General features: G+C 37.2%; 16 protein-coding genes. 12 read left to right on the top strand and 4 right to left on the bottom strand.

The window, feature by feature from the left end; genetic code table 11:
• The first annotated feature begins 33 nt into the window (after positions 1-33).
• From DXN04_RS14390 to DXN04_RS14320, 12 genes are all read left to right on the top strand, one after another.
• Positions 34-669, top strand: a complete 636-nt coding sequence (locus tag DXN04_RS14390) for a hypothetical protein (protein ID WP_116854048.1) — start codon at positions 34-36, stop codon at positions 667-669.
• Between the two features lie 83 nt (positions 670-752).
• On the top strand, positions 753-1592 hold the full coding sequence (locus DXN04_RS14385) for a hypothetical protein (RefSeq protein ID WP_116854047.1): 840 nt from the start codon (positions 753-755) through the stop codon (positions 1590-1592).
• 97 nt (positions 1593-1689) lie between these two features.
• On the top strand, positions 1690-2385 hold the full coding sequence (locus DXN04_RS14380; RefSeq protein ID WP_158569014.1) for a matrixin family metalloprotease: 696 nt from the start codon (positions 1690-1692) through the stop codon (positions 2383-2385).
• Positions 2386-2897: 512 nt separating this feature from the next.
• Positions 2898-3326, top strand: coding sequence for a helix-turn-helix transcriptional regulator (locus tag DXN04_RS14375; protein ID WP_158569012.1), 429 nt, complete (start codon positions 2898-2900; stop codon positions 3324-3326).
• Entirely contained in the window at positions 3323-3736 is a 414-nt protein-coding gene (locus DXN04_RS14370) for a hypothetical protein (RefSeq protein WP_116854044.1), read from the top strand. The genes DXN04_RS14375 and DXN04_RS14370 overlap by 4 nt, the downstream gene beginning before the upstream one ends.
• Before the next feature lie 613 nt (positions 3737-4349).
• Positions 4350-5711, top strand: coding sequence for a hypothetical protein (locus tag DXN04_RS14365; RefSeq protein ID WP_116854043.1), 1362 nt, complete (start codon positions 4350-4352; stop codon positions 5709-5711).
• Positions 5712-5722: 11 nt separating this feature from the next.
• Entirely contained in the window at positions 5723-9235 is a 3513-nt protein-coding gene (locus tag DXN04_RS14360) for a hypothetical protein (protein WP_147319931.1), read from the top strand.
• 14 nt (positions 9236-9249) lie between these two features.
• Complete coding sequence (locus tag DXN04_RS35200) at positions 9250-15660, top strand: DUF6443 domain-containing protein (RefSeq protein WP_199415041.1); 6411 nt, start codon at positions 9250-9252, stop codon at positions 15658-15660.
• Between the two features lie 1200 nt (positions 15661-16860).
• A complete protein-coding gene (locus DXN04_RS14345; RefSeq protein WP_116854040.1) occupies positions 16861-17328 on the top strand; it encodes a JAB domain-containing protein in 468 nt (155 codons plus the stop codon).
• 531 nt (positions 17329-17859) lie between these two features.
• A complete protein-coding gene (locus DXN04_RS14335) occupies positions 17860-18825 on the top strand; it encodes a hypothetical protein (RefSeq protein WP_116854038.1) in 966 nt (321 codons plus the stop codon).
• 97 nt (positions 18826-18922) lie between these two features.
• Positions 18923-19741 carry a DNA cytosine methyltransferase gene (locus tag DXN04_RS14330; protein WP_116854037.1) on the top strand — a complete coding sequence of 273 codons (819 nt, stop codon included), beginning with the start codon at positions 18923-18925 and terminating at the stop codon, positions 19739-19741.
• 483 nt (positions 19742-20224) lie between these two features.
• Positions 20225-21142 carry a hypothetical protein gene (locus DXN04_RS14320; protein WP_116854035.1) on the top strand — a complete coding sequence of 306 codons (918 nt, stop codon included), beginning with the start codon at positions 20225-20227 and terminating at the stop codon, positions 21140-21142.
• A gap of 602 nt (positions 21143-21744) precedes the next feature.
• Here DXN04_RS14320 and DXN04_RS14315 read toward each other — a convergent pair.
• From DXN04_RS14315 to DXN04_RS14300, 4 genes are all read right to left on the bottom strand, one after another.
• Positions 21745-22596 (bottom strand): RteC domain-containing protein, encoded by an 852-nt coding sequence (locus DXN04_RS14315; protein WP_116854034.1) that lies wholly within the window; start codon positions 22594-22596, stop codon positions 21745-21747.
• A gap of 159 nt (positions 22597-22755) precedes the next feature.
• Positions 22756-23499, bottom strand: coding sequence for a LytR/AlgR family response regulator transcription factor (locus DXN04_RS14310; RefSeq protein ID WP_116854033.1), 744 nt, complete (start codon positions 23497-23499; stop codon positions 22756-22758).
• The gene (locus DXN04_RS14305; RefSeq protein ID WP_158569010.1) at positions 23500-24444 is read right to left on the bottom strand and encodes a sensor histidine kinase; all 945 of its coding nucleotides are present in this window, start codon (positions 24442-24444) and stop codon (positions 23500-23502) included. It abuts the gene before it with no gap.
• Between the two features lie 55 nt (positions 24445-24499).
• A complete protein-coding gene (locus DXN04_RS14300) occupies positions 24500-25912 on the bottom strand; it encodes a S41 family peptidase (RefSeq protein WP_116854031.1) in 1413 nt (470 codons plus the stop codon).
• Positions 25913-26872 lie beyond the last annotated feature (960 nt).

Genomic DNA, 26872 nt, shown 5'->3' with positions numbered 1-26872 from the left:
TTCACCACCACTTCTTACCATAAAAGACTAACGATGAAGCTCCAAAGAATTGAACAAAAAAATCTGCGAGACCACTATTATTTAAATGGTCATGATGATTGCTATTATTTATTGGAATATATGCCAGGAGAGGACTTTGACTACAGCGAGGCAAACCAGCTAATTCCTAATTTTAAGAAAAAGCGTGGCGCATCTGGATGGAAATACAAAGGACAGGCTATAAGCAAAGTTGCTGAGTATTTAGAAGATGCAATTGATGATTTAGACCTTGCAGGATGCACGCTGGTTCCGATACCTCCGTCGAAAATCAAAACAAATCCACAATACGATGATAGAATGACACAGGTATTAAATCGTTTGAATAGCGAGGGAAACCTGGATGTAAGAGAGATTATTAATGCTATTGAAGATAGGGATGCATCGCATCTTAGCGGAGATCATCGCCCCAAACTGGACGATCTCGTTGAAAACTATGAGTTAGACCTGGAAGAGTGTGAAGAACTGAAATCGACAGTAGTACTTTTTGACGATTTAATTACGGCTGGGGCCCATTTTAAGGCATGTAAACAGGTGATTCAAGACGCTTTTCCTGATATTAAAGTGATTGGAGTATTCATTGCTCGAAGGGTTGTGCCTGATCCGTTTTCGGATTTTCTGGATGGAGTATAAGTTCTAATTTATTTTATTAGGCTTCAGGTTACAAGCGTCCAAATATTGAATAGCCTCATAATTATTTAACCTATATAATAATCATGAAACATTCTACTATTATTTTATTGCTCCTGCTTACCTGTGGTATTGGCTTTAGCCAAACTATCGTTCCAGCGAATTATCTTAAAAAGCCCTTGAAAGAAATTGATTCAATAAAATCAAGAGCCTACTTGTATGATAGCTCAATAATACCTTCTAATCATGCCTTTTTATTTCTACCATCAATAAGTAATATTGAATATTTTGAGAAGGCTTCCACCCAGTTTCTTCAAAACAATGTAATCTCATATAATGACAGCCTTTCTAATATTACTATGTATTCGGAATTGGCCGCAGACTTTATTGGCCCAGTACGTGTAAGTGCTGGAATTACACTGGCATATCCGAAATCGGACACAAATACGGTAGAGCAAAAAAAGATTAATAGAGAGAAATTTATCCAGCGGTTCACGACAGGGGGAGGCGCCGTTGTGTTCAATTTTGCACTTCCTATTTTTTCTTATGATTCACCAATTTTCGGAACAGCGATGTCTTTTACACCGCGATTTTCTATTGATCCACCATCTTTTGGTGTAACTAATGGCAGCTTCGCTCATAATACGGCGATAGGCACCGACCTACAGGCAGAGTTGAGAGGTATAAAGGGGATATTTAGGTTTTTTGGTAATACGCGATTAAGCTACGTAGCTGGTAACTCGACCTTTTATAATGCTCTTGAATTGAAAGAGGGGAGTCGGAAAGGCTTCTGGCTGAATAACTATAATATAGGTGTCAATATAAAGGATGTGTTTACTATCTCCTATACTAAATATTGGGGTAGTGACAATATCAAAGATAAACTCAGCGGTTATTTATCCTTTACAGTATCACCAAATTTTTAATGGTATGGCTATTTCCTGCCGTAATGTATTCATCTATTCCTTTTTCCTGTTGTCGTGTGTGGGGTCAAGGCAGGGACGAAAGCCGTGCGAGGAAAGTATGAACTGGCAGTTTGAAGACTATAGTAAAAAGCCTCTTTTGGCGAATCAAATATTCAGCAAAGGTTTCACTGTCTTTGTAGTTATTGAAGGTAAACCTAAGCATATTGCCCAGTTACGAGATTCTGTTAATGCGTTAATAGCAAACAGTTTTCGAGTTGCGTTGACAAATTGGGGAGTATCCATGCTGATCAATTATAAAAGAATGCCTAAAAGTGTTCAGGAGTATTTAGATAACTATACTTTAAAGGAAGCAGGGCATTCAACTTATAATGCCCCGCCTGTATTTTTAGTTGAATGTCCGGAGAATGCAAATATGGTAGTTCACGTATATACTGATGGTGGTAAGAAATTTCCGGATGGTAATGCGGTACTGGCTAAAGCGCAGGTACAGGGAAGAACGCTTTTTATCAATATGCGAGATCACAGGATGATTTATAATCAGAGGGCCTTTGATTTAACGTTTGAGAATTATTATAACCTTGTTCCTATATTGGCACATGAAATAGGTCATTGTTTTGGACTAAACCATAGTAGAAGCAGCAATAGCATAATGTCCACCAAAATTAGTTTACTAAGCAAATTCCCAACCGCCGCCGATGGGGATAGTCTTGCGAAAGTTTTGCTCACTAGAATTGTGGGAACTCCTGCTGGATATTTTAACCCGACAGGCTGTATTGGTTTACGGGCAGATTAAATGTTATAGATCTGTACAGGATTCGGCTTACTTATTATAAGCTGTTACTGTTAAAATTATTATTTGTGTTGGGCTGTAGTGTAGCTGGCATCGCCTGTTGTGTCACTCACTGAATCGCTCCATTTTTTATGCGGCTTTTCTGGGGTGGGCTTACCCTTCGATATAATTTTTTAAGCCTTAGTCACCAGGCGCATATTGGCACTTAGAGTTTACTGCAAGAGAATTAAGCTTGTGTTCTTCCTGCAGTCCATTATTTTTTGCTATAAGGTCGGTCTCGTTCAGGACCTTCGTTATCGTTTTAACAGTAGCTCTTGGTAACAATATGCTGCTTGTTTTGAAACGGCTTTCCGTACCAAACAAGGCAATGCATTCTGTTTTACCAGAGAAAGATTTAATATTTATTTACGGTGTGTTTGACATTTATTTCCAGTAGAGTTCATGTTTACAAAATGTTACACATTTTCATAAATGCGTTGCCATTTTCCACATTTTCCAAAATTATACCTAAGCCTTTGAATTTTAGACATTTAGAGAACCCTAAGACTTTAAATGGAAAAATTCTTAATAAACGGTTGGAAAAGCGGATGTTACAAAAGGAGGTAGCTAATTTTATAGGCGTAACAGAAGATTGTGTAACACTATGGGAGAATAACCGGTCAAATCCAACGGTAAAATACTATCCCAAAATCATAGAGTTTTTAGGCTATTTTCCATTTGAAATAGATACTTCTAGCCTCGCGGGTAAGATTAAATATTATCGTTATATTAACGGGTTCACCCAAGAGGATCTTGCTAAAAATTTGGGAGTTAATGAATCAACGGTTTTCCATTATGAGAAAGGGAGCCATAAACCTAAAGGCAGATTACTTCAGATTCTAACTTTGTTACTTTCTGAAGTTAACCGTTATCCTGACGGAAATACTCAGGTACATCATTTATGAAGTCTCTAATTATTGGTGAATATTACACCGTTATAGATAAACTATTCCCCAATTATAAAACCCGTCGTTGGCATATGAAAGTTACCGGATACAATGTGGATTTGTCATGCTTTGAAATAACAAGCAGTTTAGCGGGCAACTCGATTTATTTAGCCAATGGGCAGCATTTTAAAAACTCCTTAATTATAGAAGGGACAGAGTTTCCATTTAAAACTGATATTGATTTTGGTATTTCCGCTATTCAGCCAGTTTATTTCTTTATCACTACAGATTACGAGGGGTTAAGGTCTATACTTTTGGAAAAATGTATTAGCCTTTCCAATGACCTGTTAATGCTCATCTATTATCGGCCTTTCCTTCCTTCAGATCGCAGACATTGCTGGGTTACCCCTTTTGAACGTCTATTTTAACAGTGCCCAGGCCAAGGCTGCAAATGCTGAAACCCGTAATCCCCGGCCACCGGGCCGGGGATTACTTTCTTTGAATCCGCAAAGAAAGTAACAAAGAAACGGCGGTAACGGGATATTGAACATCTTCTCAAAATCGGCCATTAAAACCCCACCACTTCATTGGTGGCTACCTCAATTACTAGATTAGTTTGAAGTTCATTACAAGATGACGTATTTCGGCTTTGTCGTTTATATCTCAGAGTGAAAGGTGCTTTATTGTTTCTTAGTAATAGGTAATTCCCTCTATATTAATCTGAATTTTCTTCTTTCATTTTTGGGGTAATTCGTTTATTAAAACCAGTATATATAGGTGTAAGTTATGAGAGATCTTTCCATTAAGGGAAAATGACACTTTGGTTGAGTATGGCACTTTTACAGGGTTTTATTACATTAAACACTGTTTTTATGTGAGAAATAATTATAATCTGAAATCGAATTTAAATCGTAGTCATTTGTCATTAATGATTGTTTTAAATGATCGTCGTTAACCTTGGATTAACTATTTAGGACAAAAAAAATGTATTACTTTCAAAATGTTTTTATCGAATCTGTACCTAAAGGATCAACCCCCTATATGAAGTTAATCTCATTCATCCCGATTGCCTTTGTGCTACTTCCATGCCTTGTTAGTGCTCAGGACAGTATAAAGAACCAAATTAGATACATAAGATACGTTGAACAATCAACAGGTACTTACGAAAAAAAGATAAGTCTATATTCCCAAAAGGTGCTACGAAAATTTAGTAGGGAAGAATTAAAGATTAAAAACAAACTTGTGAAATTAGACCCTCAAAAGGCAAAAGAGCTTTTTGCGAGCGACGTTCAGTCCTATTCAAATGCCGTAAAAAGTAAAGTGTATTCCAAAATCCCTTTTAGCGGTCATCTGGATACTGCGCAATTATCCCTGCAATTTTTGAAAAAAAATGGCTTTGCAGATCAGTATATGGATCAGGCCCGGAAAAACCAGGAGGCGCTCCAAGGTAAGCTAAAAGTTACCGAGGATATTCAAGCCTATATACAGAGTAGAAAACGGCAACTTCAAGAACAATTAGTACAGTATACGCAGTTCTCTAAAAACCTGCAAAGTCTAAGTAAACAAGCCTATTACTATAAGGAGCAGTTAGCGGAATATAAATCAACTTATGAGAGCCCCTCTAAGATTGAAAGGAAGGCCCTTAGTGAACTCAAGAAACTACCTGCCTATAATGAATTCGTTAAAAATAATTCCATTGTTGGCAGCTTATTTAATCTAGGTGAAGATTACAATAACACCCGTTCCCTCGAAGGTTTACAGGTTAGAACGCAGGTGGAAGAAATAGTCCAGACCCGTGTAGGTACTGATCCTAATGCTCGTGCGGCTATAAGTCAACAGCTGGAACAGGCGAAAGACAAGCTATCGGAATTAAAGAATAAGTATCCGGAATTAAATAGCGCCGCAGAAATGCCGGATTTTAAACCTAATCCAATGAAAACAAAGCCCTTCCTGAAACGATTGGAATTTGGCGGAAATATTCAATTTCAAAAGAATAGTTCATATTACCCTACAATAACTGATATAGCCGGTCAGGTTGGGTATAAATTTAATAAAAATGGAAGCATTGGAATAGGTATTAGTTACAAACTTGGTTTGGGAAGTGGTTGGAACCACATTGCCTTTTCTCACCAGGGAATCGGCATTCGCTCCTACATTGACCACAAGATAAAGGGCAGCTTCTACATCACCGGGGGATACGAAAAGAACTATTTTCAGTCTTTTTCCCGTTTTACTGAGCTTTATCATTTACACCATTGGACAGAAAGTGCGCTTCTTGGAATTTCTAAAAAGTACAGAATTAACGCTAAATTGAAGGGCAACCTTCAGATACTATACGATTTTATCCCACAAAACAAGTCATTATCCAATCATATAAAAGTTCGTATCGGTTATAATTTTTAAATATTATATCTATGAAGTTCATTTCATTGTCATTGATGTTATCAATGCTGGCCTCTTTATGTCTAGCCCAGACCAGCGCCCCGCCTATAGATTACGTTGCCGTTAGTTCGGTAGGTCCTGAAGCCGCCAGCATTGGCAAATTCGGCAACATTCCGGTTGGCTTTGCTACAGGTGTTCCGGGTATTTCGATACCAATAGACGTTTTGAATGTAGGAAATATCAATTTTCCAATCAACCTGGCCTACCATTCCGGAGGTATACATGTGGACGAAGTTGCTAGCTGTGTAGGACTGGGCTGGGCACTTGATGGTTATGGCGTTATCTCCCGCAATGTGGTCGGGTTACCTGACGAGTTGGATCAACATGGATTTATTGACGCTCCTGAAGCAACCGATGTCGCGCTGGCCGGAGGAACAACGAGTAGTACCTACAAGCAGTATATTTTTGACGTTCACAAAGGGCTTTCAGAAGCGGAACCCGATGTTTTCCAATACAACTGTAACGGACAATCAGGCAAGTTTATTTTTAAACACGATGGCTCGATCATGCAAATTCCTGTCACTAATAATAAGATAACCTTTGATGGCGTAGGTTTTAAACTGGTGGATGCAAATGGGTCGCAATATATTTTCGACCTGGCACTTACTACCACCAATGCCGGCGATAATTCAAATTACAAAACACAGTGGCAGTTGACCAAGATAGTAGATCCTAATACAGTTGATACCCTCTTTTTTTCGTATGAATCTACTTGTAATACCTCGAATGAGCAATTAGTGACCTCAACTCAATCCTTTGGGATGACCGGAGGTGATTGTGGATTTCAGGAATTAAATGGACAGTATTTTTCCACGTTTACCAGCGGGTTTGGGCCGGAATCTAAAACCTATTATCAGAATATTTCTCACAACGATACTTATTTAAAAGAAATTAAGTGGAGGGGTGGAAAAATAACGTTTGTGAATGTTTGCGGAAGGCAGGATGTTACCGGATCAGGGGAACGTTTGGACGAGGTTGACGTTTATTCGGAGACTAGTGGTGTATACACCCAAACCAAACGCATAAAGCTGTATCAGGGTTACTTCTTTAGCAATCCGCTGATTAACGCAACAGCCAATGAGAAGTTTTACAGGTTAAGACTTGATTCGGTTGCTGTTTTGCCCCTTGGTACATCTGATCAACCAATCACTTACCGGATGACATATGATACGACAGCCATTGCCCCCAGGGAAAGCCAAATTATGGATCGCTGGGGATTTAATAATGGAAAATTTAGTGCCGGAGGGAATATGGAGAAGCAATTCGCCATTTACGGAGGTGTTTATTATTCATTCGGCTCGGCTAACAAAGATGCAGATTCATTATATAGCCAGGCATGTATTTTAAAATCCATTCAATATCCAACAAAGGGGAAAACCGTTTTTGAATATGAACCTCACCGGTACAAAACCAGTTTTCCTAAACGCGAGGAAAAAAGTACTTCCCTGTATGTAACAGGAGGTGTGCAGCAATCATTGACAAGTACTTTCACTGTCAGTAATAATTCTTATGGATTCACATGTACGCCTTACATATCAGCTATAAATACAAATCTGGTTTCTGATAAACCTATAATTGAAATTAAAGATCAGGCCACTAACCAGGTTGTCTTCAGCCATCAGGAAACACCGGCAAATGCAGGATCAACAGGAACTCCCTATCAACCTGGCCCCAGTGTTTTAAATCTTGTTGCCGGGCATACCTACCTGATAAGTATTAATATCTACTCAACCAGCAGCCAGGTAAATGCAAACGTTCTGGTAAACTGGATTGATTCTATACCTAATTCATCGGAAATAAAATTTGGTGGAGGTTTAAGAGTGAAAAGAATTACCGATTACGATTTAAGCGGAAAATTTTTATCCAGGCAATTTTATGAATATGGTGATAGTGGTGAAGGAGTGGTGTTGACTCCGCAATATTATCAAAATATAAACTTTGAAAAAATAATCCGTAGAGTTGGTTGTAATGGAGGGGCAACGGAGCCATTTTGTGTTGATTACATTGAATCCGACCCTCAATTAAATCCTATAGGTTATTCTATGGTATATTATTCCAATCCGGTATATCCTATTACGCAATTCTCCGGTAGTCCCGTTTTGTACAGGAAAGTATCTGAGTATAGTGTTGATTCGATCGGTAATACAAACGGGAAAACTGTTCATTACTTTCAGGTTTACCAGGATGGATCTACCTTAAGTAATAATGGCATAAAAGATCAGTTACCATCTGAATTCTTTGTAAACGGCATTTATCTGATCAGCAACAACTGGAAGAATGGTTTTAAGACAGGTGAAGATGTTTATAAAAATGTCTCCGGAAACTATATTCTGCAAAAAAGAAAGCGGATAACCTATTTGTCCGCCATGGAGAGTCAGCAGAACGTGCTGAAAATTAAGCCAAGGTATAGTTCAAGTGGATGTGAGGAGTTTAGTACATTTGATGTAACCGTTTATGCCGTCCCTATAACAACCGGCGCAATGCTGCCCGTTATACAGAATGATACGCTAAACGATGACTTTGGTTATCAATTGGGAACAACTACAAGCACATCCTATAATTACAATCTACTGCCCGTAACCAGGCAAACAGTTAAAAGCAACGGTGATAGCAGCCTGCAATTGTTTCAGTATCCCAATGATTTTTCGGCTACAGGCAATGTCTATGAAAAAATGGTATCCCGAAATATCGTCACCCCTTTGATAAAGGTTAGGAAACTGGTGAACGGAACTCAGGTTTCAGCGGTGACGAAGAACTACACTGACTTTTTGAGTAACTCCAAATTGTTTGTTCCCTCTACGCTGGAGACCCAAACTACTACATATCCTTCCGAAGTAAGGGCACGATTTAATCAGTATGATAGTTTTGGAAACATTCTTCAGCAACAAAAAGATAGTGATGCATATCAAGCCGTTATCCGGGACTACCGATCAACCCTACCCGTCGCTATAGCTAATAATGCGGTGTTTTCAGATATTGCTTACACCAGTTTTGAAGCGGACGGAGCAGGAAACTGGACAGGTATTGTTCTGGCTAATGTATCCAGCGCCGCCACTGTAACGGGGACTAAATGCTATACACTGAATACGGCCGGGTTAACCAAATCTGGTCTTACGTCAACAACCACTTATATTGTCAGCTACTGGAGCAAGGGTGGGGCTTATACAGCAGCGGGAACAGCTCCTGTTAAAACAGGTCCTTCGGTAACAAGAGGAAGTGTCACCTGGACCTACTATGAGCATCAGGTAAGTGGGGTAACTTCCGTTAAAGTAGCAGGTAGCGGAGGTATAGATGAATTACGGTTATATCCTTCGACTGCACAAATGGAGACTTACAGTTACTCGCCTGGTATAGGTATGACTTCTAAAACCGATGCCAGAGACCTTACTTCCTATTATGAATATGATGGCTTAGGCCGCTTGAAGCTGATCAGGGATAAGGACAATAATATCATCCAGACTTTACAGTATCATTTAGTACAATAATAACCCCGACGACTATGAATAAATCTTTTTATAGCCAAACCTGGCTTTGCCTTTTGACCTTCATAGCTTTTTCTATGTGTGTAAAAGGGCAGCGAGGAAATATTTCGCCTGTATCACAACAAATATTTAGCGGAGCTACAGCTTCAACGATAACTATAGGCGGACCAGACATATCCGGATATAGTTATAAATGGCAACGATCATCCAATAATGTAGACTTTTATTTTATTTCCGGGGAAACTGCTACCTACTACAATCCAGGAGCAGCGACCCAAACCTGGTATTACAGGGTCTATTTTACAAGCAATACTAATGGAAGTACAGATGTAAGTCCCGTTGCATCAGTGGTTGTGGCCAGTCATCTGGCGGCTGGCACCACAACTCCTTCTTCTTCCACAATTAATTATAATTCCAGTCCCGGCCAGCTATCTAATTCCGGTGCAACAGGCGGTATAGGAACGTTGCAATATCAGTGGCAGCAGAGCAGTGATGGGACTACGTATTCTGATATAACAGGAGCAACAACTGTTAATTATACTCCTCCTGGTTTAACCTCGACTACTTATTACCGGTTAAAGGCAACAAAGGGTTCTGAAGCCGTCTACAGTAATGTAAGTCAGATCACAGTTTATCCTCAACTGATCTCAGGCACGCTGACACCAGCCAGCCAGTCAATTAATTACAATACTAAATTTGATACTTTACGGTATTCTGGCCCAAGTGGGGGTAATGGAAGCTATTCTATAGTCTGGCAAAGCTCCAATGATAATACCAACTGGGGTACTATAAATAGTACAATAGGTCTGCTAAAATGGACTTCCGGGCAACCAACTCAGACCTCCTATTTTCGGGTCTGGACCAGTAGCAATGGCGTAGATGTATATAGTAACTCGGCGGTTGTAAATGTCTATCCGCAATTAGTTGCAGGATCTGTCAGCCCGACAGCAGTCAGCATTAACTACAACACGACAACAAATCTTACAGCCACAGCGCCGACAGGCGGCAATGGCTCCTTTACTTATCAATGGCAAAATTCTACCGATAACAGCACGTGGGCCAATATATCCGGGGCAACTTCATTAACCTATGCTACGCCCAATCTAACCGCTACCGGATATTACAGGTTAATCTCCACCAGCAATGGGGTATCGGTTACCAGTGCAGTAATTACCATTACTGTATATCCGCAGTTGACCAGTGTGCTATCATGGTCTGGTAGCTACATCAATTACAACACCGCTCCGGGTCAGATTACCAATACCAGGAGTGGAGGTAACGGTACCTACACCTACCTTTGGCAACAGTCATCGGATAATGCGACATGGACAGATATCAGTGGCGCGACGAATCAAAATTATTCCCCGCCTGCATTGACAAGCACAAGGTACTTCCGGGTGAATACCACCAGTAATGGAGCAACCACTACCAGTAATGTTATTACTGTAAATGTTTATCCGCAACTCAGCCCGGGGACAATTTCTCCTGCGTCAGGAGAATATATTCAGGGTAATACCCCCGGCCTGATCTCAGGAACAAGCCCAGGCGGTGGAAATGGTACATATAACTATCAATGGTATAGTTCTACAGATGGGGGGACCACATGGAACGCGATTAGCGGTGCAACATCACAGAATTATACTTCTCCAGCTTTAAACCTGACAACCAGGATCAGGAGAACTGTAACGAGCAATAGTGTTTCAGCAAATTCAAATACTGCAATATTTAATGTATATCCCGCCATTGTACCGGCTGACATCCCTATAGATTCCTTCTTTTACACATATGGACTTACGATTGTTTCAGCCCCGCCGACCGGTGGTACAGGCACCTATTTATACAACTGGCAGTCGTCATCCGATGCAACAACATGGGTCAATATATCGGGGGCAACTTCATTGTCTTATGCAGTACCTGTAATCACTGCAAAGACGTTTTACAGGCTTAAAATAAACAGTTCCAGCTTCGTGGCCTATAGTGACACGGTAGCTGTCTTTAAAACATTCAATGGCGGAATTATTAATATCAATACAGCTGCTGTTGCCAGCGGTGGAACCATTACCTTATCAGTAACACAAAATGCGTCAGGAGGAATCTGTAGCAGTTATACCTACCAATATCAAAGTTCTACAGATACTTATACCTGGAACAATATCAGTTCCACAACGGTATCCGGATTAACTGCTAACACATGGTTTAGAAGAATGGCAACCTGTGCATCGAATAGTGTCTCATCTAACATTGTTCAGGTAAAGATTGTAAACACCTCCGCTCAATTAGTCCCCAATACAGAAACCGGCGCTTCTGCAGGTACTCAGGCTTCTATAGCTATGCCGGCCTATACTGGCATGAACGCCGGTAATATGAACTATGTCCGGAAGCGGGTATTCACAAAGCCCCTGATCACTGACCAGGCTACAGCAGATGCGCAAACCCAGCCAACGGATGTTAAACAGGTCACCACCTATTTTGATGGGCTGGGTCGAACCATTCAAACCGTTGCCAAACAAGCTACACCTGATCTGGCTGATTTGATATCTACCAATTTTTACGATGCTTTTGGCCGGGAACCACAAAAGTATCTGGATTATACAGATAGCCTGGGAACCGGAGACTTCAGAACAAATTCTAATACCAGGCAGCCAGGTTTCTATAATTCCCTTTATAACAACCAGGAGGGGTACTATTATGCCAATGCTGTTTATGAATCTTCCCCGCTGAACAGGACATTAGAAACCACTGCTCCCGGTAAATCCTGGACAGGGAAAAGGGTTGGAGAAAGAGTAATAGAAAGGGTAAATACTGTCTATGACTCTGTGGTGATATGGAAAGTGAGTATCGATAGTGCAAGTGTGCCTTACCGGAAAGGCTATTATCTTCCTGGTAGCCTGACTGTAAAGGAATCTATAGATGAGAATGCAAACAGACTGGTTCAGTACAGTGATATGGAGGGACACCTTTTGCTATCCAAAGCCCAGCTTTCCGATCAGCTACTGCCGGGATATACCGGATGGGCATCTACTTATTATGTCAATGACGATTTGGACAGACTTAGGTTTGTCATTACGCCAAAGGCAGTTGAAAGTATTAAGAGTAACTGGATCGTAACAGACTCGGTGGCAGCTGAGCTTTGTTTCCAATACAGATATGATGCCCGGGGCCGGAATATAATTAAAAAGATGCCAGGTGCAGATTCTGTTGAAATTGTCCATGATAAAAGAGATAGGGTAATTGCCACTCGTGATGGAAACCTGAAATCATTAGGGTTCTGGGAGGTCTATTACTATGATACCCAGAACAGAGAAAGATTGCGGGGGCTATGTAATATCCAGCTGAGCCGAAAAGATTTATTGGATTCTATTTCGCATTATGCTTTTAATCCGTTAAACCCATTTCCTTTTATTGATACTTCAGCTATCAATAAGCAGGTCTATACCTTTTATGACGACTATGTTTTTTCCGGTGCAAGTGCTTATGCTACCACTGATTTAAGCAAGCCATTTGCCGGCGGAAATCTGTATGCAGAACCGTTACCGGTGGCATCTTCCAAACAAACAAGGGGTCTTGTTACTGGTTCTAGGCAGCAGGTTGACTATGATGGACAGTTTCTGATGTCCACATTTTATTTTAACGATAAGGGCAGGCAAATCCAGGAGATAGCAGAAAATACACAGGGAGGAAAAGATATTACCAATAGCCTCTATGATTTTAGTGGTAAAGTGGTAAGCACTTATCTCAGGCATACAAACCCTAAGAGTACTGCCACCCCTCAAATTACCCTCCTGACGATGAATCATTATGATCCGGGAGGAAGGATAGATTCTGTAAAAAAACGGATCAATGATAATCTCAATCTTCAGCAAACGCTGGCTATCAATGACTACGATGAATTAGGACGATTAAATACTAAAAAGCTAGGTGTTGCCTCTTCTGCTTTGGAGACATTGACCTACGAATATAACATTCAAAATTGGCTCAGGGGCGTAAACCGGTTATATGTAAATACTTCTGGCAGCACAGCTAATTATTTTGGAGAGGATATTAGCTATGATTTCGGGTTTGATTTGAAGCAGGTAAATGGAAATATTGCAGGCGTAAAATGGAAAAGCCGTTCTGATGGACTTTCAAGGGCTTATGGCTTCAATTATGATAATTTAAGCCGGCTAACACAGGCAAATTTTAATCAACAGAATAGCGGTAGTACCAACTGGACAAAGGATAAAATAGATTTTTCTGTTAATGGACTCGCTTATGATATTGCCGGCAATATTAATTCCATGAAACAGGTCGGAATGAATGGAACGGCTATTAAAGCAGTGGATAGTTTAAAGTATGGGTATTTCAATTATAGTAATAAGTTAAGCCACGTCACAGATAAGCGGAATGATGCACAGAGTATTTTAGGTGATTTTAAGGAGTCTGTCAATGATGAAAGCAGAGACTATTGGTATAACGCCGCAGGAAGTTTATCTAAGGACAAAAATAAGAACATAGATACTATTTTATATAACCATATGAATCTGCCGTCTATTGTAGAAGTGAAAAATAAAGGTAAGATATTCTACCAGTATTTGGGGGGAAGTCAGAAAGTATCTAAACTGGTAAGTGATACAGCCGGTCCTAAATATCTCTGGACACATTATGTTGGGGATATGGTCTATGAAGCAGGGGTAGATGGGATTGATACTCTACGGTATATACAAACGGAGGAAGGACGAATAAGGCTGCTTTATAAGACGGGGCAACCGGTTGGTTATACCTATGATTACTTTTTAAAAGATCACTTAGGGAATGTAAGGGTTGTTTTAGGGACCAGATCAGATACGGCCATTTATGCAGCGACGATGGAAACATCGGCTAGTGCTATTGAGAACGCCTTGTTTAGTAATATAAACACCACCCGTGTAGACACTCCATATCGATACCCTATAGACAATACGACGAATCCAAATGCATTTGTAGCGAAGTTAAATGCCGCTAATGGCTCGAAAATAGGCCCTTCGCTGGTCTTGCGGGTGATGTCAGGGGATAGTATTGTAATTGCGTGTAAAGCGCTTTATAAGAATTCAGGAGCCAGTACATCGGCTACCACGTCTTCCGGTATGGTCATGTCTATAGTTCAGGCATTCTCTTCCGGGGGAGTAAATGATGGAGTGCATGGTGGTACAGGTAGTACGTCGCCGATTTCGTTTTTAACGCCTGTGGTGTATGATAATTTAAAGAATAAAGATCCTAATCAAAATCTTTCAACATCACCTAAGGCTTATCTAAATTTTGCGGCCTTTGATGACCAGTTTTACCTGGTGGATGAAAACTCAGGGGTTAGACAAGTGAAGGGGAATGTGGATTCTTTGATCAGTTTGACTGCAAATAAATTTGCTGTAAATAAGACTGGATTTATTTATATTTATACCAGTAATGAGAGTGGGCAAGATGTTTATTTTGATAATCTAATTGTAACACATATTACCGGCAAGGTTTTTGAAGAGACCCATTATTATCCGTTTGGGTTGACGATGGCGGGAATAAGTTCGAATGCCCTTAAAGGCACACAGTATCCCGCGAATAGACTTAAATATAATGGCAAAGAATTACAAAATAGAGAATTCAGTGATGGGGCTGGATTGGAGTGGTATGACTATGGAGCTAGGATGTATGATGCGCAGATAGGAAGATGGCATGAAATAGATCCCCTGGCAGACCAAATGCGTAGGCACTCACCATATAATTATGCGTTTGATAATCCTATTCGTTTTATTGATCCTGATGGAATGGGGCCAACTGATTTTGTAAAAGATAAAGATGGAAACATTAGATGGGACAAAAACGCTAATTCACAAGCGACAACAAAAGATGGTGAGATTTATTTAGGAAAATCATTGACATTTAATTTTAACAGCTATATTGATGCGAAACTATGGGATGGGCCTGGAGGAGATGTGCCAGCTGGGGATAAATTAACTTCAACAGTAACTATCACAGGGCAGGAAAATAGTGATGGAGAATTAACGGGAGTTACAGCTACAAGTAAAGTGAAGATTGGGGAAACTCCTGTCGGTACAGCAAGAGATAATTATCCCGGATTAGGTGATGATCAAAATAAGTTGAGTGCAACAACTACATCTGAAGGAATTAACGTTAGTTTTAAGCAGCATGCGAGTGTGCCTAAGATCGAAGAACTTGCATTAAATACTATGGGGTATAACATTGTCAATGTTGGCCAGAAATTAGATGTTAATATTTCTCCCAAAGGGTTAGTTTCTGTTTCGGCGGCAACTGATGTATTCCCTTCAGCTACACTCAAACTCAATGGTAGTACTATAATGCAATATAATCAGCCTTCATTTAAAGAAACTCATAGGTTCCGTATTGTAAATAATCATTTAGTAAGAGAATATAAACCAGCAATGTGGTATAAAAGATTATAAAATGGCAACAGTTAAGTTTAGAATTGTTTTACTGTACTTTTTGTTAAAGTACTTAATATTATACATATTAATTATGTTTATTAGGCAAGACTATGCGTTCTTGAGAGTTGATAAACTTAGTAGTGTAGGCGACTGGTATTATTACATGTTTATGTTTTTATTTTTACCAATCATAAACATGGTCCTGTTTTCTGCGGTTGTCTATTTTTCATTTAGGCTGAAGAATTTTTTAACATTCGTTGCTTTGATTGGCTTAATTTCCGTTGCAGAATATCTTATGTATGTTTTTTTTACTTCTCAAAAGTACTTGGATGAATACGGGGTGTTTAATGGAATCATAGGTATCCTGTTGTTCCTTTTATTATTCCACCCCCAAATTAAACAAGTATATAAAGTATCTAAAAGACACCAGGAAATTTGATTTAGTTTGATATTTTGAAGATACTAAGGCCGCAGGTCTTTCCTGCGGCTTTTGCATTTATCGTTTATATGCTTTTTTAGTTTTGATATGTTATAAATCGATGACGTAATAAATTTTTCTTTTCCTCCTACGGAAAGGCTTCAATATCTTCAATGCGCCAAAGAAATTTTCATCCAGTATCAGGCTGGTTGAGCCACCCATCTTATCATTATGTAGGTAATAACCCAGTTAATATTGTTGACCTGCATGGAAGAAATTGGTTTCAAGATAAAAAAGGGAACATTATATGGAACGATTCCAGGGATAAAACTTTGACTCAAATTAAAACATCTTATATTATAGCTTATTTATTATTGAGCGTTTTACGTGTATCAAGGTAGAAACAGAGAAGGGCATAATTGGAGTAGCTGAATTAACGGAAATAGGAATCTTAGGAATTTTGAACGAAAAGACCAACCAGGAATTAATTGCACTACCTAATAAGGTGATCACCCCAACAACGATTATTGACTAGAAATTTTAATGTGTCGAAGGCAAGCTATAGTGCCTTTGATTAAGCGTTTTGTTATAAATGTTTTCACAAAGTTCGGGCAGGTGATCGAAAAGGCCAATAACGAAACCGCGCTTAAAGCAGTGTCAAGAGCGCAAGGGTAGATCCTGCACCAGCTCCCAAAAATGGTCACCTACAACATCCACGTATTTATGCGGCGACGAAAGTTGGCGCTTATCGATCCTGCTGCCCGGTGATGGTTCCATCATTAATAATTAAAATTACTAATATGGAAACATTTGCTTTTATTTCAAATTTTCAAGTTTCAGAAGTTCAGCTTACTTATAAGCGTAATTATGATATTACCACACGGCCTGCAATTAACTGTCAAGTAACTGCGGTTGAAATATTTAGACAGTGTTGGGATGATAATATAATTGAATTGCAAGAACAATTTAAAGTAATGTATTTAAGCAATTCCAATGCTGTACTAGCTATATCTGAGGTTTCTACTGGCACTTGTACTTCGACAGTTGTAGATCCTCGAATACTGTTTGCGACATCCCTAAAATTGAATGCAATAGGGCTAATAATTGCTCATAATCATCCATCTGGTATTCTGGTGCCAAGCCAGGCAGATATTAAAATGACTACTAAACTCAAAGAAATTGCTTTACTATTGGAAATAAAACTATTAGATCATTTTATTTTTACTAAGAGTAATTATTATTCTTTTGCTGACGAGGGGCTCTTATAGCCTCTCCTCTACAAGTCCTTTAGTAGCTTAATTTTGAAGAAGCTCTTTTCCTGAATTCGCCTCCACGATCATCCGTTAGAGATCTTGTCTGCCAAAACCGTCCTAACCGAGTAAGTCAAAAACCTGCTTCCTCGTCTAGTTTCAAAAAGTACACCTGTATGTTTGGTGTATAGAATCACCTTTTTGTTACACCACCTTTGACATAGCTAAATGATAGTTTATGGCAAAGCGTAATCAATTTACCCCACCCACGCGCAATGAGGTGTACATATACTTCCGATTGCTCAACCTGTCTGATAAGCATTCTGATGCATTCTATTTATACTATGAATTTAAAGAGTGGAGGAATGACACCGGAGAACAGTTTAAAAACTGGAAAGTGCTCGCATACAATTGGATATTAAGTTTCGCAAGATCTAATCCATTCAAAAAGAAAAGGAGTAACGGTGCAAAAATAGCTGGGCATCTTTTCCCTATTAAATGAAAGGGTCGATCCCGGCTTAATATGGTAATAAATCAAAACACGATGTTATGACTAGTCTTGGAACAGATTATAATCTTACGGCTGAACCAGATGATTTTTATATCGATAATTCGAATCATCATTTCAAGGATATGAAGAAAGCATTTATGATGCTGTGCAATCAGGCTCCGATCATACTATTAAGGCAAAATGAATTAATACCCCCCCGATATTTTATAACTGATCATGCAGGTAATAAGATTGTAGAGATGCTTCTTTCGGTAGCAGATCCTATATCGGATAAAAGAAATCCGCCTTTCATTTATTTTAACTTCTTTGAGGAAATAAAAGAATTCGAAACAAAGTACAAGATTTCACTTGAGTTGTTTCATGGTTACAATAAATCGGATAATCATTTGCCAATTATGCAGGTGAAAGGCGACGGTATACATTCTCCTTGGCACTATATGAGAGGCTTTTCAGACAAAAACAATGAGGACTTTAAATCTAATACAAGGTTTTCAACTACTTATGTGTCAGTTTCAACGAGTGAAAGCGTAGATAATTTTCCAATTGGAAAATCTAAGGTTGGGACAAATACTTATTATTTTCCTTCTCTTAAAGCTGCTATCAAACATGCGCTGGAATCCGATTTTGACCTAATGTTATTTAGAGGTTACTATGCAGAACGGATTAAAGGCATATTAGTTCACGAAAACGTTGAGAGGGAGGGTAAGTCAAAGAAAGTGGAAGTTGCCAGATTAATAGCTGAAGGTAACACGATTAAATTTAAAATTATTGATCATAAACATCTTAGAGCGAAATTGGACAGATTAGAGTTGGAGGGAAAAGTTAATTCTGAAACCGTTGCAATATTTGACGATGCCAATGCAACTTATTTTCGCTGTATTAGGGCGGAATCTATTGAACGACGAATAATTGAATTCCAAAAGAAGAAATGGAGTGCTCAATGGACAAGGCCACGGGAAGTATCGAACAATACACATATTACAAATAAAGGAAAGCTAAAGTGAAAGGGGCTACCTGGTTGATTTATTCTTGCATGCATGGCTAAAGAAAACTCCATTGGCGGCAGCCAATGAGATGCCTGTGATTAAATGAAATGTGAAAATGAAACATGGCAGTGTGTTCTCTGGAATTGGCGGTTTTGATTTAGCTGCTAGTTATTTGAATTGGGAAAATATTTTTCAGATAGAAATAGATCCTTTTTGTCGGAAAGTATTAGGAAATCGTTTTCCCAATTGTGTTAGATATGATGATATAAGGAAGGTAAATGCAAAAAAATATTATGGAGCAATTGATGTTATTTCCGGCGGATGGCCATGCCAACCATTTTCAACAGCTGGAAAACGGAAAGGAAACAACGATAACCGTTATCTCTGGCCGCAGATGCTCAGAATTATTGATGAGGTCAGACCCACTTGGGTCATCGGTGAAAATGTTGTTGGAATCACCAGTATGGTACAATCCAATTTGTCAATTAGCTTGGCAGACCAAGCCGCTTTATGGGAAGAAGATAAAAATTTTACAATCGAAGAAGAATTCATTATCGGAACCATCTGCAAGGATCTTGAAAGAATGGGATATTCCGTCCAGCCGATTATTATTCCAGCTTGTGCCATTGGTACATGGCACCGACGCGATAGGGTCTGGTTTTTGGCCTACGCCGACTGTTTCGGATATGAAAGGGGGATGCTCGGGAGTTGCGAAACACAAACTATCTTATCTACGTCATTTTTTACACGGTTCAAAACTTTCAATTTACAGCAGATCGAGAAAGACCTCCTTGCCGAACCCGGACTTATTGAGAATTATGATGGGGTTTCCTCCAGGCTGGTTAAAAACCAGATAAGGGGATATGGAAATTCAATAGTTCCTGCAATTGCTTATGAAATTTTTAAAGCAATAGATTTTATTCACCATATTTAAAAACTGTTAAAGATGTATTTACATTACAATGTCGAGCCGCATTTTTTAAGAGAAAAATTTGAAATATTTCATCCTGTAGGTAGCATTTCCGAATCTGATGCATATGTAAAACAACTTATGAAAAGCCAGGAAAAAGGCAAGACCTACAGTGACTTTTATTTAACTGATATGTCTAAGAATAACGTTCTAAAGCCATATACGTCCGAAGAAATTTCTAAGAAACAGCGACTAATTAAAGATAATAGCAACGATAAATCTATGAGAATTTAGGAGGTATTGTTTTTGCGCCAACAGTTTTTATTTTATGTGTTGTATGGATTTGGAGTTTGAGAATGATATTTAAAATCCAGTATGACCAAATAAGAGCTTATGGAAATGCGATTATGCTACAAATTATTCATAGGATTTATAAGGCAATAGATTTGTTAAGCCATGGAAATTTATTAAATCTCTTTTGAATAGTAATATTAAATCGCTGGATTTATGCGGGAACTAGATTATATGCTCATTATTGAAAAAGATCTTCCAGATTATTATAATACCGAAGAATATTATTTTGGAACAATGAAAGAGGCTATGACAAAGTTATTAGAACTTGGTAATGAAAGATCTTTCTTTTCCAAGCGGAATCATGAAGAATATTCCCATTGTGCTATTTATAATGGTGATGTCTTACTGGTAGACATATGTGAAAGCAAAATATTTAAGAAATATCAAGATGGAATTGATAGAATTATTTTCTTTTTTGATAAAGGTGTAGAAGAGTTTGAGAAACATTTGCATTTTTCATTAAGTTGCTTTGACGATTATGGGGCTAAGGAATATTCGTTGATTCTTTCTGCTAGTATTAACGGGGAGTTTCGGCTGTCAAATGGATTGAAATTACTAATTGAAATGATTACTAAAGAAGTTAATTTTAATTCAAAGTTTCAGTATTGTGAAGAAGTAAACACTTTTGATAGCCGTAGAATATCTTCAGGTAGGAAATACTTTTTTAATAATTCTTGTGATGCAATAATTGAGTTGCTGAACCAGGATTTTAATCAACTTTATTTCAAAAATAATAGTTCGGAATCTTTTTATCGTGTTACCAATAGTGAAGTTATTCATGAGGAGAAATTATTCTGTTATTTATATATCAAAAGAAATTGTGGACATGATGACGGAGTATATCTTCATATTAATCATCGTGAGGAACTTGCTCCTTTGGGTCTTTCGATGATTTCTAAGCCCACATACATTGGCATTTTTAAAGTCGGAGAAATAGATGAAAGTAGACAAGTCGTAAATTTGACCTTTACTAATGATACATTGAAAAATTGGAAAGACTTTAACTTAAAAGCTAATAAAGATTTGAAATATCGAGAAAAGAATTCCGGTGCCAGAAAGAAATGGCGTTGATTGAAGAAAGATAAGGATAGAATTATTCAATTTCATTAGTATGGATTTTACATTTGAACACGATATTTAAATTTAAATAGAAATGCTACAATCAACAAGATACTTATGAGAGGAACTGAATTGTAATAATAAATTCGGAACACCTGAAAGTCAAATTTGTAAGTTTTTCTATGGTGAGGATGTCGAAGGGTGCCGAAGCGATAATTATATGGGCGATACAATCATTATAGATAGAACTAATCACAATCCTAGTCTTAAAAGTAAGAAATTCCTTTTCGATTAGCCTTAATATCAGTTTATGGATGCTTTATTAACAGTCATATCAGGTGCTTGTGTGCCTGCTTCGCCGCACACAGCAAGCTGTGGGTTTGTTACACAAACCCGCTTGATGGCATTGCTCCGGAGTCGCGCCATCTGAATTGATATTTGATGAATGTGATAATCAGATTATAATTAAATATGTATTCGATTACAGTATTAATATACCACCAATGAAGTGAAGATAACTAAACATTTTAGCCATAAACAATTTTGATGGTAAATTGATTAATTAATTGAAATGCCCTCGGTCTATTGGGCCGAAGGCATTTCTCTAGGTGGATTTATTTATTGTAGTACCTGGGATTCGCTAATGTATTGTCGATGTACTGCTTATAATTATCCACCATCTTATCTATTCCTTGGGTAGGATTTTTTCTTATCAGGTTCGCCTGCCAGGTTCTATATTGGTTGCCTACGTTCATATGTAGGGTAGATTGTATCCATTCAAAGATTTGGTTAATGCTTACCTCTCCATTGTTTATATGATGTGAGCAGTAGATAAAATAACCCAATTCAACTAGGTCATTTATCTTACCAGTCCATTTTAATAACACTGGATTGTTTTTATTATTTTCTGTAGCTCCATTTTGAGTAGCTGGTGTTAAATCTTCAATTTTTTCTTTTAATCTTAGTTCAAGCTTAATCCATGCTTTTAAGCAAGCCATTTTGGATGACATTGGGGTAAGAAATCTGTCATCATATAATATACCTTCGTCAGGGTTTACCCAAACGAACTCGTCTCTTTTTCGGAAGTAAAATTTATCGAGATGAGTACCACCAGATTTATTATATAATAGGAATTCCTTGTTGTTTGAATAGAATTTTTTAATTTTTGTGATTTCTATATCATAATATTCAATTTGTTTATCCTTAGATGTTGGACAATTGATTATTATACTAAGTAATCTAAATAGGAAAATAATTGTGCTATCAAATTCTGGTTTGATGTCTTTGTAAAATTCTATTTCTTCATTTTCATTATCAAAATTGTGGTTAGCCATCACGGATTTTAAATGGGCAGTTTCTGAGCTTACTTTTTGAATTGCTGCAATTATTTCATTTTCTTCGAAAGGAATTTTTTCGTAGAATTCGTTGCGAAGTTCATTTCTCATTGATCTAGCTTTTTCTAACATGGTTTTTCTATTAATACAGTTAACAATAATTATTCTGCTTAATAACCGCTGCTTATTATTCCAAAGCAAAATTTCTATTGAATATTACAGTAGAACTCATAATAGGTAGGAAGGCCTTCATGTTTTTTGTGTCGATTGAGGATGCTGTTTATTAACGAATTAAAGTTGAATGCTATTATTATTTAAATGGTCTTGTAATTTAAATTTATATTGATCACCAATAGGGAAAGGGGCTTCTATATTTGAAAGTTTAATACATCCTTTTTCAATAGACTCAATAAAATTTATGTTTATTATAAAAGACTTATGAATTCTTAAAAAGTCATTTTCTGGCAAATTTTTTTCCCATTGACCCAATACATAAGCTGACAATATATCTTTGTTTATAGTTTTAAATAAAGTTGATTTATTTTTGGATTCCAGGTATAAAATATCCGAAAAGTTTACCCTTAAAATTCTACTGTTTTCGCTGCTTTTAATTAATACGAATTTTTTTGCTCTAGGTAATAAATTCTTTTGAATACTATTATTGTTATAACCATGTTTCCCTAATGCCTTATAAACAGCTTTTTCAAATTTTTCAAAGCTAATGGGCTTTAAAAGGTAATCTATAACGTTGTATTCATAAGATTCAGAAGCATAATCTGTGTGAGCCGTTGTTAATATTACTTGCGGTTTTTGTTTTAAGAGATCTAGAAATTTGAATCCTGTAGTTTTAGGTAACCTAATATCCAGAAATAATATATCGATTTTTATACCGTCAAGAATTGATTTTGCTTCTAAGAAATCGGACGTATATCCAACCAGGTCTAAGATGTCAGATAGTTTTTCAATATGCTTTTTGATTATATTTACTGCTGCCATCTCATCTTCTAATATATAACATAATAATTTATTTTCCATTTAATACATAATTTCAATAGTTATTTCGAAAAATTGAGCATCCTCATTTACAGTAAGTTTCTGCTTATCTCCATAATGATAATGCAATCTTTTTTTTAGGTTTTCCAAACCTATACCGGTAGAAGAGGCTTCCTTAACATTTTTGCTATTTGCAATATATATTAGCAAAGATGAACTTAATTGGTCATAGTCTATGTCTATAATAATTTCTTGCGTTGTATCACCGTGTTTTAATACATTTTCAATTGGTATCGTTAAAATATATGGAGGAACTCTTAGTTTATCTAAGTTGCCAGATTTAGAATATATAACTTGCCCTAAGTCATTAAATCTATAATTGAAGAGCGATAATAGTTTCTCTATATTGTAAATCTCATCAATTAGTAAGACCTGGCCATTTTCGTCTTCTTTTTTTTCTATTGAATATCTCATCACATCACTCAAATCCACAATAGCATCTGCCAAGGGTTCTGATACGTCTAGGGCTTTTGAATAAAAATAATTTAATGTGTTGTATAAAAAATGTGGATCAACTTGTGCCTTTAATGCATTGAAATCCGAAAGAATTATTTCCTTTTCCAACTTAGTAGTCTCCCATTTTTTTCTAATGTTTTCTTTTGCATACCAATAAACCCATCCCCATATTGAATACTGTGAATACCACCATAAATGCATAATAAATGATTCACCATGTGTGTACGGACTTTTGTCAGTCATCCAAAGGGGATACAAGTAGTTACTGCATAATTCTCGTCCTATAAAAGATATTACTAACAAAATCAACATGAATGGCAACAGTAAGTACCATCTTGAATAATTAAAGAACTTGGGAAATATGAATAAAGAACATGAATAGAAAATTAAAGCTGCAATGGAGTATTTAACAGCTGTATCTCCTATGTATGCATCACCATGGTAGGCAATTAAATTAATACCATAGTTCATTAATGAATATAGTACCCACAAAATGAAATGCATGCAAGCAGACTTTAAAGAATTTTTATATACCATTCTCTATGGCTTTTAAAGTCCAGGATATCCAATCAATATCTTCAGTAATCTTTCGATCCGGTTGAATACCGATATTGTCTATCAAAGGAATATATTTGTGCTCACCCATTCCCATTGGACACATGTATTGCCAAAATGGACAAGGCAAATCTCGATTTCTTCCAATTTCAGTAAAGTCTAATGCGCCTTTCGTACTTTCTCCCACAACGGTAACCTTTTGACTTTGTTTGGCGTGCATTACGAATAATTCCGCGGCACTTCCTGTGCCTGAATTTGTAATTATGAAAATTCTCTTTGGATATGTTGTTCCATTGACATAAATGGAATCCTCATTACTGACCTTTGTTACATTTCCTATATGCTTCTTTAAGGTGTCAATTAACTCCTTAAAATCCTTTTTTTCTTCCTCGTTAAAATTAGGGTTAATAAGGCTTTCACTGTATAGACTAATATTATCCTGAGATGCCTTAATGAATACTGCGTCTGTGTGTATTGGTTTGGTTATATATAACCGGTTCAAGGTATCAAATGTCATTATGTGACCGCCTGAGTTATTTCTTATATCAATAATTAAATTCTCTTTGCTTGTTATATTCTTCCAATTCTTGCCTATAACTTGGTCCAACGTATCTCTGAGAGTTATATCCGAGCTTTTAATTTTTATAAGAGATGTTTTATTTGATAGGATTTTAAATTCAATCATCGTATCCATTGACGAATTAATAACTTTTCCAAACTGCTCTTTTCTCCATAAACCATATTCGCCTAGATTCATTATATTATTTTGGGCTTTGCCTTTGGTTATTACTGGAGTATGATCGGCAATAAAGAATTTTATTTTATACGAATTTTGACCGTATAATATCATTTTGACTTGTCCAGGATGCCATTTAAAATTGTCTGCTTTAATAATTATAGCTTCGTATTTGTTTGCTGAATCTGATTTGATAATAGCGACCTTATAGTTGAATTCGGGCAAGCTCCAGATGCCTTCAATCCCACTTGTATTCTCTAATGAATATTTTTTGACAATTGAATCGAGGTTAATTCTCTTCTTTGGAAGCCTGGCAAATATCATTCGCAGCGAATCATAATTGACATTTGATGGACTTAGCCTATTTATCAGCACTCGTAAATGTGGATCTTTAAAGAGACTTACATACCTTACTAATATTTCATAGCAATCGTAATTCTTTGCGTCTATTGATTTGTCTCTTAAAGTTTTGACTGCCGAATCATAAGCAGAAAATCCAATCTTATTCATTTTTGTATTAAATCCCACGTAATTTCCCTCAATACTCTTAATTAATGAATCAAGGTTCGCCTTGCAGCTACAATCCTGGGCCTTTAAAAGATTACAGAGTAATACAATGCAGATAATGGTTATTATTATCTTTTTCATTTTACGCTTTCTTTAATCTGTTATTGCAAAATCTTGTCTGTCTTGTAGGATATTCCCATCTACAAATAGGACTGCCAGCAGAATTACAAGCAAACTTTGTAAGGGTTTTGTCTGTGTTCTTTGCGATTAAATTATTAGATGGTAGTAAAAATTTAGATACTATAATTTTTGAAATAGCCATTTTCTTATGGCTAGGCATAATCAGGGTTTTCATAAGATGTCATTTAATTGGTTACAAACTGATATAAAATTAACTTATACCTATTATAATTCAAAATTATGGAGTGAACAGCTCTTTCTGGGGAGTAAATAAGGTATTTTAAGGAGTGAACCCTATTAATTGATGCCAATGCTTTAAAGTAAAAATCGAGAATAAGATTTTTGAATAATGCACTCTTTAAATCTAATGAATATAAATTGATATATGCGATGTATGTTTTTCGGTATTTATGAATATATGTTTGTAGGATGATAACGTAATATAATCTGAGGAAGATTTTGATTAGTATAATAGCTTAAAAGCCTTTGCCTTATGCGAGAAAAAGTGTTTTCATGGTGGAGTGGTTATTGAACAGGTATTCTGGATAGGATTTGTATATATCTGTGGAGTGTTCACACATGCTGACTTAGACTTACGATGCCAAAAAATAAAGATGTAACCTTGAAAAAACCGCAGGAATACCGTCACAAGGACAAATAACATGAAAATCGAAAACAAAAAGGCTTATCGTGAGGCACATGTAGAGCTAAAAAGCTTATCAGTAAAGAGTTTGCAGCTTTGAGAGAAAAAAGAACAGCATCTTGCAGAATTGTCAAAAGCTATTGGGCAATGGGAAAGCATAGCTTATCCCATGCCAATCCGGCCTACATTCATTGAAAATTTCACCTATTTATTAAAAAGCTATGATCTGAAAAAGGAGAAATTGGTTATTCGTTAGTGGATCTACCGTTACTGCTTTA

It is taken from the genome of Chitinophaga silvisoli (genome assembly GCF_003412465.1).
Classification (GTDB): Bacteria; Bacteroidota; Bacteroidia; order Chitinophagales; family Chitinophagaceae; genus Chitinophaga; species Chitinophaga silvisoli.
This window is presented reverse-complemented; position numbering and strand designations above follow the sequence as displayed.

What these genes read in the sequence shown, in the direction of transcription:
- DXN04_RS14390 (WP_116854048.1), top strand. Translation starts at nt 34, where the DNA reads ATGAAGCTCCAAAGAATTGAACAAAAAAATCTGCGAGACCACTATTAT.
- DXN04_RS14385 (WP_116854047.1), top strand. Translation starts at nt 753, where the DNA reads ATGAAACATTCTACTATTATTTTATTGCTCCTGCTTACCTGTGGTATT.
- DXN04_RS14380 (WP_158569014.1), top strand. Translation starts at nt 1,690, where the DNA reads ATGAACTGGCAGTTTGAAGACTATAGTAAAAAGCCTCTTTTGGCGAAT.
- DXN04_RS14370 (WP_116854044.1), top strand. Translation starts at nt 3,323, where the DNA reads ATGAAGTCTCTAATTATTGGTGAATATTACACCGTTATAGATAAACTA.
- DXN04_RS14365 (WP_116854043.1), top strand. Translation starts at nt 4,350, where the DNA reads ATGAAGTTAATCTCATTCATCCCGATTGCCTTTGTGCTACTTCCATGC.
- DXN04_RS14360 (WP_147319931.1), top strand. Translation starts at nt 5,723, where the DNA reads ATGAAGTTCATTTCATTGTCATTGATGTTATCAATGCTGGCCTCTTTA.
- DXN04_RS35200 (WP_199415041.1), top strand. Translation starts at nt 9,250, where the DNA reads ATGAATAAATCTTTTTATAGCCAAACCTGGCTTTGCCTTTTGACCTTC.
- DXN04_RS14345 (WP_116854040.1), top strand. Translation starts at nt 16,861, where the DNA reads ATGGAAACATTTGCTTTTATTTCAAATTTTCAAGTTTCAGAAGTTCAG.
- DXN04_RS14335 (WP_116854038.1), top strand. Translation starts at nt 17,860, where the DNA reads ATGACTAGTCTTGGAACAGATTATAATCTTACGGCTGAACCAGATGAT.
- DXN04_RS14330 (WP_116854037.1), top strand. Translation starts at nt 18,923, where the DNA reads ATGAAACATGGCAGTGTGTTCTCTGGAATTGGCGGTTTTGATTTAGCT.
- DXN04_RS14320 (WP_116854035.1), top strand. Translation starts at nt 20,225, where the DNA reads ATGCGGGAACTAGATTATATGCTCATTATTGAAAAAGATCTTCCAGAT.
- DXN04_RS14315 (WP_116854034.1), bottom strand. Translation starts at nt 22,596, where the DNA reads ATGTTAGAAAAAGCTAGATCAATGAGAAATGAACTTCGCAACGAATTC.
- DXN04_RS14310 (WP_116854033.1), bottom strand. Translation starts at nt 23,499, where the DNA reads ATGGAAAATAAATTATTATGTTATATATTAGAAGATGAGATGGCAGCA.
- DXN04_RS14305 (WP_158569010.1), bottom strand. Translation starts at nt 24,444, where the DNA reads ATGAACTATGGTATTAATTTAATTGCCTACCATGGTGATGCATACATA.
- DXN04_RS14300 (WP_116854031.1), bottom strand. Translation starts at nt 25,912, where the DNA reads ATGAAAAAGATAATAATAACCATTATCTGCATTGTATTACTCTGTAAT.